The organism is Microvirga soli (assembly GCF_016734765.1).
Classification (GTDB): Bacteria; Pseudomonadota; Alphaproteobacteria; order Rhizobiales; family Beijerinckiaceae; genus Microvirga; species Microvirga soli.
This window is the reverse complement of record NZ_JAERQE010000104.1, coordinates 1-6,752: the sequence shown is the minus strand read 5'-3', so window position 1 is coordinate 6,752 and position 6,752 is coordinate 1. Positions and strand designations below refer to the sequence as shown.

Genomic DNA, 6,752 nt, shown 5'->3' with positions numbered 1-6,752 from the left:
CTTGCCTCCCGGGCCATATCCTAGTCAACGCGCAGCCCACCCGAATGGATTCAAGCCCAGATCAAAAGCGCTTTAGTCCAGGGCATCCCTTTGACCAAGATTGCGTTGATCTCCGATCTTCACCTTGAGCACCGCAAGGATCCATCCCCGATGGGAACACCGCCTGGGATGTTCCAGTTCTATGGCAGCCTCTCTCTTCCCCGTGAGATCGACGCCGATGTCATGGTGATCGCAGGCGACACGTATCCCGATCCTGAGATCCGCAGTCGGGTTCTCAGGACAATTGAAGATGAACTCGGCCTACCTGTCATTCACGTCAACGGCAACCACGATTACTATGGTGCCTCATTCCCGAATGATCTAGGTGATCTGATCACGATTGGCGGGATCCGCTTCGCTGTTGCAACTCTTTGGACATATCTTGACGACACCGGGCGGCGTGAGGCCGCTCGCTTCCCGGACTTCGTAAAGATCCAGGGCGTGACCGTCGATAAATGGAACGACCTGCACTTGGCTCAGCTCACGTTTCTCGAGCAAGCCAAGGCCGATGCGATCGTCTCACATCATGCTCCTTTTCCTGGATCGACCCACCCCGACTTCCGGGGCGATGCTCTCAATGCGTTCTTCGTCAACAACCTCAATCCTGAGCGCTTCTCCAAGACCCGGCTATGGATTCATGGGCATGTGCACACCCCGTTCGACTATCTGGTGCCTGCTGGGGATCATGAGATGCGCGTCGTCTGCAATCCCTTGGGTTACCCGATGACCCGCGTTCGACGAAGGGTTGGGATCAAGGTTGCTGAGATAGGCGTTTAGACGCTTCTTCCCTGATGATCAGGAAGGAACTGACGCGGAGATGAGCTGATCAACTTCCTCGCGGATGAGCTTGTGGGTCTTCCTGTCTGGCGACAACTCGCAGATATCTCCTTCATCATCCGTGAAGTACACGCGATTCCCTGCCCTGAGGTGTTCCTCAACAGCCTCTGATACAGCTTGCTTGCCGGCGTCCATGAATGCCGCCGTCCATTCAGGGCGACCGAGAACAGCATCCTGAGGTGACTGCTTTTCTGCGCTCATGGGTAGACTCCATGCTCAATCTGGACGAGAAGCCGGAGAACCCGGTCGGTCTTACCCTGAGTCATCAGATCAAGGGGCGTGGCTTGCAGCACCTGATTAGGCCGGACCAACCAGCTCAGTCCCCGCTCACCAAAGACCTCTTGTGCCCTCCCGATGACCGCGGCGATCTCCGGCCCAGATCCTTTGAGAGACCTGAGCTGCTCGATTTGCTTTTCGAGACGGGCAATCGCTTGGTCAATGGCGTGGTCGGTGTTTGCCGTTGTGTAGGGCTTGAAGTCTCGATCTGGTTCAAGGGGCGGCACGTGGTCTCTCCCGCGAAGGAACTTCAGGAGCACGAACTGGCCCGCCTCAGTCGCCATGAGCTCGTCCGGCGAACGCCCGCCGAACCACTGGTGAGATCTCTTCAGGAAGCCGTCAGGGTCATCGTACAGATCTGCAATGAGGGTGCGGATCTCGTCGGCCATCTGTGTCATGGATCGGAGTCTAGCATTACGGCTGATTGTGGCCAATTCTATCGGATGACACAATTGCAATTGTGCTGGCGTGAAACGTAATCCTGATTATGGGTACGGGGTTCTCCGTCAGGCGGTCATGACCCTCACCAAGTCTCAGCAGGACATCATGGCGGCGATCGAACGCCATTGGACAATCCACGCGCTCCGGCGATTCCGCGAGCGCTACAATCTCGACGATTATGATCCCTCCTCCTTGATCGATCTGGTTGATCGGATCGAGCTCAAGTACCGAGCTGCTTTTGCGTGTCCTTACTGGGCCCCCTACTCCAGGGTCATGGTCATCGCCAAGCTGACACGCCGCAATCTGGCAGCATCCCCGAAGGTGAGAATCGTCTACCAGCGACGAGAGCAGATGATTGTGACGGTACTCCCGCTGAAGCTGGACCCAAACCGCCGGAACAAGCTCAAGACCCTAACGGTATGAATCCAATCGTATTGGATAGAGCTCGGCCGAGAATTGCGATCATGGCAGGCGGTTTGCGGAGTTTTGACAAGAAGCCAGTAACGGATGCCGTGCCATGCTGCTCCCGATCGGGAGGATTTCATGCGGACCAATCAGCGGCTGGCCCAGCTCTGGCTGGATGCTCTGACAACAGAGAGCTCGGGGCCTCTGCCGGCACGATCGACACCTACACTGACGATCTCAACTGTTACCTCGCCTGGCTGGATGAGAGCAGGCTCAGTCTAGAGGGGGTCGGCCTGGAGCAGATCCGGGATTATATCGCTGGTCTCGATGGGCGCGGCTATGCCGGATCCACCATCGCCCGCAGGATTACGGTGGCCCGCGGCTTGCACAAGTTCCTGATCGCCGAGGAACTCGGCTCCCGTGACCCCACCGCTCACCTGTCGAGCATGAAGCGGTCGCGCAAGCTCCCCTTCGTCCTCTCCATTGCCGAGACGGAGGCGCTCCTGGAGACGGCTCATCGGCTGGCGGCCGATCCCTCCGTGGGCCTCTACCGTCAGGCCGGCTATGCCCGCAGGGCTGCCCTGTTCGAGACGCTCTATGCCTCCGGCATGCGGATCAGCGAGGCGCTGTCGCTGCCCTCCGATGCGGCGCCATCCGGCACCCGGATGCTGCTGGTGCGCGGCAAGGGCGACAAGCAGCGCCTCGTGCCCCTGCACGAACGGGCGATCGCGGCCCTTGCCCAGTGGCAGAAGCTCGCCCGCACCTATGCCAGTGGAGCACCCTCCCCCTGGCTGTTCCACTCGGTGCGCAACGGAGCCAAGCCCCTGACACGCCAGGCGGCCTTGCTCGAGATCAAGGAGGCCGCGGTGGCGGCAGGACTGGCCAGCCCTGAGCGGGTGTCGCCGCACGTGCTGCGGCATGCCTTTGCCACCCACATGCATTCCGGCGGCACGGACCTGCGGGTGCTGCAGGAGCTGCTGGGGCACGCCGGTATCGAGACCACCCAGATCTACACCCATCTCGACACCTCCCGCCTCCACCACATGGTCCGCGACCTCCATCCGCTCAATCGGGAGCAAGAGGAGAATTGCCCGACTGCCGCCTGAGCAGAGCGGCCTTGGATTTCGGGGGACACCAGGTTCCAACACGGGCTATGGGGATAACCTGCCATGGGTCAGAACCCAACAGAACCCTCGCCTCAGTCCTTAACCTCTTGCTTGTGAAGCTGGTGAACACGGACCAGGGTAGCCTTAGCCAGGAGCGGATTTGCTCTACCTCTAACCACGAAGCAGGAGAGTACGATTGCCCAGGCTCGTTGTCGTCTCAAATCGGGTCGCTGTTCCTGATCTCACGGGCAACAGGGCGGCTGGAGGTCTGGCGGTCGCCCTGCGCGAGGCGTTCGAAGCCTATCGCGGGCTATGGTTCGGCTGGAGCGGCAAGGTAGCAGTCCATCCCTCGGTCGAGCCCAGGATCGTCGATAAGGGTCAGGTGCAGTACGCTCTCATGGACCTGACCTCGCTCGATCGGCAGGAGTACTATAACGGGTTCGCCAACCGGGCGCTCTGGCCCATCATGCACTACCGGATCGGACTGTCTGAGTTCTCACGGGCGGACTATCAAGGCTATCTGCGGGTTAACCGGACCTTTGCGAACGCTCTCGCCCAATTGATCCGCCCGGACGATCTCGTGTGGGTTCACGATTATCATCTCATCCCACTGGCCGCGGAGTTGAGAGCCGCTGGGATCACGAACCTGATCGGCTACTTTCACCATATCCCCTGGCCTGCTCCCGAGGTCCTCGGCGCCCTTCCCGGCAGCCGGGAGCTTCTGCGTGCCATCATGGACTACGATCTGGTTGGGGTGCACACAGAGCGCGATGCTGACAATCTCCGGCGCGGCCTTACCCATGACCTTGGGGCTGTTTATCATAAATCCGACGTGTTGGAGGTCGACGGGCAAAGGACGCGGATCAAAGGGTTTCCCATCGGCATCGATGTGGGAGAGTTCCAGCGCCTGGCTGGGCGCTCACAGTCAAACCGGATCATCAAGCAAACCATGGATGGTCTCGGTTCCCGCAAGCTGATCATCGGCGTTGACCGCCTCGACTACTCAAAAGGCATTCCGGAGCGAATGGAGGCCTTCGAGCGCTTTCTCGGCACCAACCCGGATCAGCGGGGACGGGTCACCTACCTGCAGATCGCCCCGACGAGCCGCAGCGAGGTTCCCGAGTATGCGACACTCGGACGTGTGGTGAATGAAACCCTTGGGCGGATCAACGGCACTCTGGGTGAGCCAGGTTGGGTTCCAATCCATTATGTGACCAGCACCTATCAGCGCTCTGTTCTCGCGGGGCTCTACCGCCTCGCGGCGGTGGGGCTCATAACCCCCATGCGTGACGGCATGAACCTGGTGGCGAAGGAGTATGTGGCGGCTCAGGATCCGGCAGATCCCGGTGTCCTGATCCTGTCCAAGTTCGCAGGCGCAGCCCAGCAGCTCAAGACTGCACTCATCGTCAATCCCAATGACAAGATTGAGGTTGCAGAGGCAATCCGGGAGGCTCTCCGGATGAGCCAGGAGGAGCGCGTATCCCGGTGGGAGAGCATGATGAGCGTCCTCCGGGCACAGGACGTATCCTGGTGGGCAGCGACCTTCCTGAAGGAGCTTACCAGCAGCAAAACCAAGACGGCTGCACGACGCTCAGTCAGCCTTGCGAAGTAGGAGGCATTGTCCAGCACGGCAGAGAGGTGCTGATTGCGTCCGTGGTCCAGCAGCTTGAGGTTGTGGATGCGGCAGGTCGAGCAGTGCAGAGCATTCCCCTCGATAGCTCCGCGTCGCATTAGGCACCCTTGCACCAGGACACCACGTGATCTGATCGAGGTCATGCGGCCACTGGGCAGGAAAAAGCCCCGTCGGGATTGGTCTGAACGGGGCTGAAGTCTACGGAGGCGGTCAAGGGGTTGCGGGATTTGCCTCCGCATTGAGGACATGGGGGTGTCCTGTCGCAACACAATGGCGCTATGGTGCTGAAGCACGACAATGTGATGGTTTAAAGCGCTAGAGTGCTATGGCATCAGTTCCGGGCCTTCTCCGGTACATGGTCCAGGAGGGGAACATGGGCGAGTGGAAGACGGTCTATGAGGACGAGGTCGAGGAGCGCTGGGTCACGCTCAAGCTCTACGAGGGTGAGGATGATGGCGACGAAGACCCGGTCGTACGCGTCACGGTAGCGCCTCTCGAAGATGCGGAGCAGGACGAGGGCAGGCAGAACCCCGCTGCCGAAGCAGAATCGATTACACTGGAGCCTGATCCTGTTGAGGATCTCGAGGAGGAGTTGCTCGAAATCGGCTTCAGCCCCGAGGCGGCGGCGTGGATCGTCAGCAAAGTCCCGGTTTGAGCGGCTCGACAAACGTCAACGAGGCGTAAACGCCCGCCATCCGTTCCATGCTCATTGTGCATGGCAGGGGCGACTACTTTCAGGTTTGTCCGGCGCCAAGTGCGCTGTAGATGACCCCTCCTCCGCCACGGCCTCCCTGTGGCGGGTTTCCTCCCTAAACTCGGTCCCGCCCTACTGGTGGCCTTTTTTCTCGCTGCCCGTGCGCGGTGCCTGTGCGCTAGGGCTGGCTCATCATTGAGGTTGCGTCATGTTTTTATCAGTTGTTCTGTCAAGCCTGCGTCGCTGGCGGCGTGCCCGTGAAACGGCACGGCAGTTGAATGCCCTGTCTGACCGTGAGTTGTCAGACATCGGCATTGCCAGACACGACATCGTGCAGGTGACACGCAGGGCTACTGAAGCCTGAACAGGAAACCCACTGTGATCAATGAGATTGGGTGAGGGGCAAGGACGATAGTTCATCCGTGCCCGCCCTTGCTCCTGGGGCCAAACGGCCACGGGACTCACCTCATGCAGCTCGACGTCGGCGCGGTAGCCCTGCTGCGACTGATCTCTGGCAGCAATCATCCTTTGAGCTCCGCCTTGAGCGGCTGCATGCCGTGCCTCTCAATGTCCACGGATTGTTTACTTGGGTCGGGCAGCATGAGGGTGTCGGGTGCGTTGCGTATCGGCCCGAACAGATGCGGAGCCCCACGCTCTGCTACGCGCCCTGGTTGAGGTTATCCTGACAGCACCTCGGCCGGGGCGCTTACCGCTTGGTACGGACCATGTCCGACGCAGGTGTGCTGGCCCAGGGGAGATCGCTGTGGCCCGCTACTACTTTGACCTTCACGATGGCGCACAGAGCGTGCGCGATGACGACGGCGCCGAGTTCGATAGCCGGGAGGCTGCCGTGCAGGCGGCCACCCGCTCGGCGGCCGAGATCGGAAGAGGACGTCTGGCGAGAGGCGACATCAGCGCTGTGGTCATCGAGATGCTGGATGAGCGCGGCCAACGGGTCTGCACCGTCAAAGCATAGATGGAGATCGAATGGCACGTCTCACGGTCACAGGGTCCGCACCCCTGGAGCGCATAGGTGCGGATGGCCGCTCATGCCAAAGAAGAACCCGGCACGGAGCCGGGCTCTCTCTCGCAAACGGTCATGAGCATCAACACGTCTGATCATCAACGCTGACGCCCATGGTGCCGTTCTAGTACTGCCGTGCTGGGGAACCGGCCTCCTACACCGGCCTCCTACAGCTGATTGCGGCTGCGGCCGCGACTGCGGGAGAAGTACCAGATGGCTGCGGCGACGATGATGACCAGCAGGATGATCCACCAGTAGTCCGCGAGACCACCGCCTGCTGCGGCAGCATCCCCGGCA

General features: G+C 60.5%; 9 protein-coding genes. 7 read left to right on the top strand and 2 right to left on the bottom strand.

The features are described 5' to 3' along the window. Positions 1 to 90 precede the first annotated feature (90 nt). Positions 91 to 816 carry a metallophosphoesterase gene (locus JKL45_RS29000; RefSeq protein WP_201865236.1) on the top strand — a complete coding sequence of 242 codons (726 nt, stop codon included), beginning with the start codon at positions 91 to 93 and terminating at the stop codon, positions 814 to 816. Between the two features lie 18 nt (positions 817 to 834). On the opposite strand, the gene JKL45_RS28995 is transcribed toward JKL45_RS29000, so the two are convergent. Together JKL45_RS28995 and JKL45_RS28990 are read right to left on the bottom strand one after the other, a co-directional pair. Beyond that, the gene (locus JKL45_RS28995) at positions 835 to 1,077 is read right to left on the bottom strand and encodes a hypothetical protein (RefSeq protein ID WP_201865235.1); all 243 of its coding nucleotides are present in this window, start codon (positions 1,075 to 1,077) and stop codon (positions 835 to 837) included. Then, positions 1,074 to 1,541 (bottom strand): MbcA/ParS/Xre antitoxin family protein, encoded by a 468-nt coding sequence (locus tag JKL45_RS28990; RefSeq protein WP_201865234.1) that lies wholly within the window; start codon positions 1,539 to 1,541, stop codon positions 1,074 to 1,076. The genes JKL45_RS28995 and JKL45_RS28990 overlap by 4 nt, the downstream gene beginning before the upstream one ends. 79 nt (positions 1,542 to 1,620) lie before the next feature. Here JKL45_RS28990 and JKL45_RS28985 point away from each other — a divergent pair, with 79 nt between their 5' ends. The 6 genes from JKL45_RS28985 to JKL45_RS28960 all read left to right on the top strand — a co-directional run bounded on the left by JKL45_RS28985 (position 1,621) and on the right by JKL45_RS28960 (position 6,407). Further along, positions 1,621 to 2,016: a hypothetical protein gene (locus JKL45_RS28985; RefSeq protein ID WP_201865233.1), complete on the top strand. Its 396-nt coding sequence runs from the start codon at positions 1,621 to 1,623 to the stop codon at positions 2,014 to 2,016. A 41-nt stretch (positions 2,017 to 2,057) separates the two neighbouring features. Then, positions 2,058 to 3,104, top strand: coding sequence for a tyrosine-type recombinase/integrase (locus JKL45_RS28980; protein ID WP_246499103.1), 1,047 nt, complete (start codon positions 2,058 to 2,060; stop codon positions 3,102 to 3,104). Between the two features lie 196 nt (positions 3,105 to 3,300). Further along, entirely contained in the window at positions 3,301 to 4,716 is a 1,416-nt protein-coding gene (otsA, locus tag JKL45_RS28975) for an alpha,alpha-trehalose-phosphate synthase (UDP-forming) (protein WP_201865232.1), read from the top strand. 394 nt (positions 4,717 to 5,110) lie between these two features. Beyond that, positions 5,111 to 5,392 (top strand): hypothetical protein, encoded by a 282-nt coding sequence (locus JKL45_RS28970; RefSeq protein ID WP_201865231.1) that lies wholly within the window; start codon positions 5,111 to 5,113, stop codon positions 5,390 to 5,392. Between the two features lie 247 nt (positions 5,393 to 5,639). Beyond that, positions 5,640 to 5,795 (top strand): DUF1127 domain-containing protein, encoded by a 156-nt coding sequence (locus JKL45_RS28965; protein ID WP_201865230.1) that lies wholly within the window; start codon positions 5,640 to 5,642, stop codon positions 5,793 to 5,795. A gap of 399 nt (positions 5,796 to 6,194) precedes the next feature. Further along, on the top strand, positions 6,195 to 6,407 hold the full coding sequence (locus JKL45_RS28960; protein WP_201865229.1) for a DUF6894 family protein: 213 nt from the start codon (positions 6,195 to 6,197) through the stop codon (positions 6,405 to 6,407). Positions 6,408 to 6,752 lie beyond the last annotated feature (345 nt).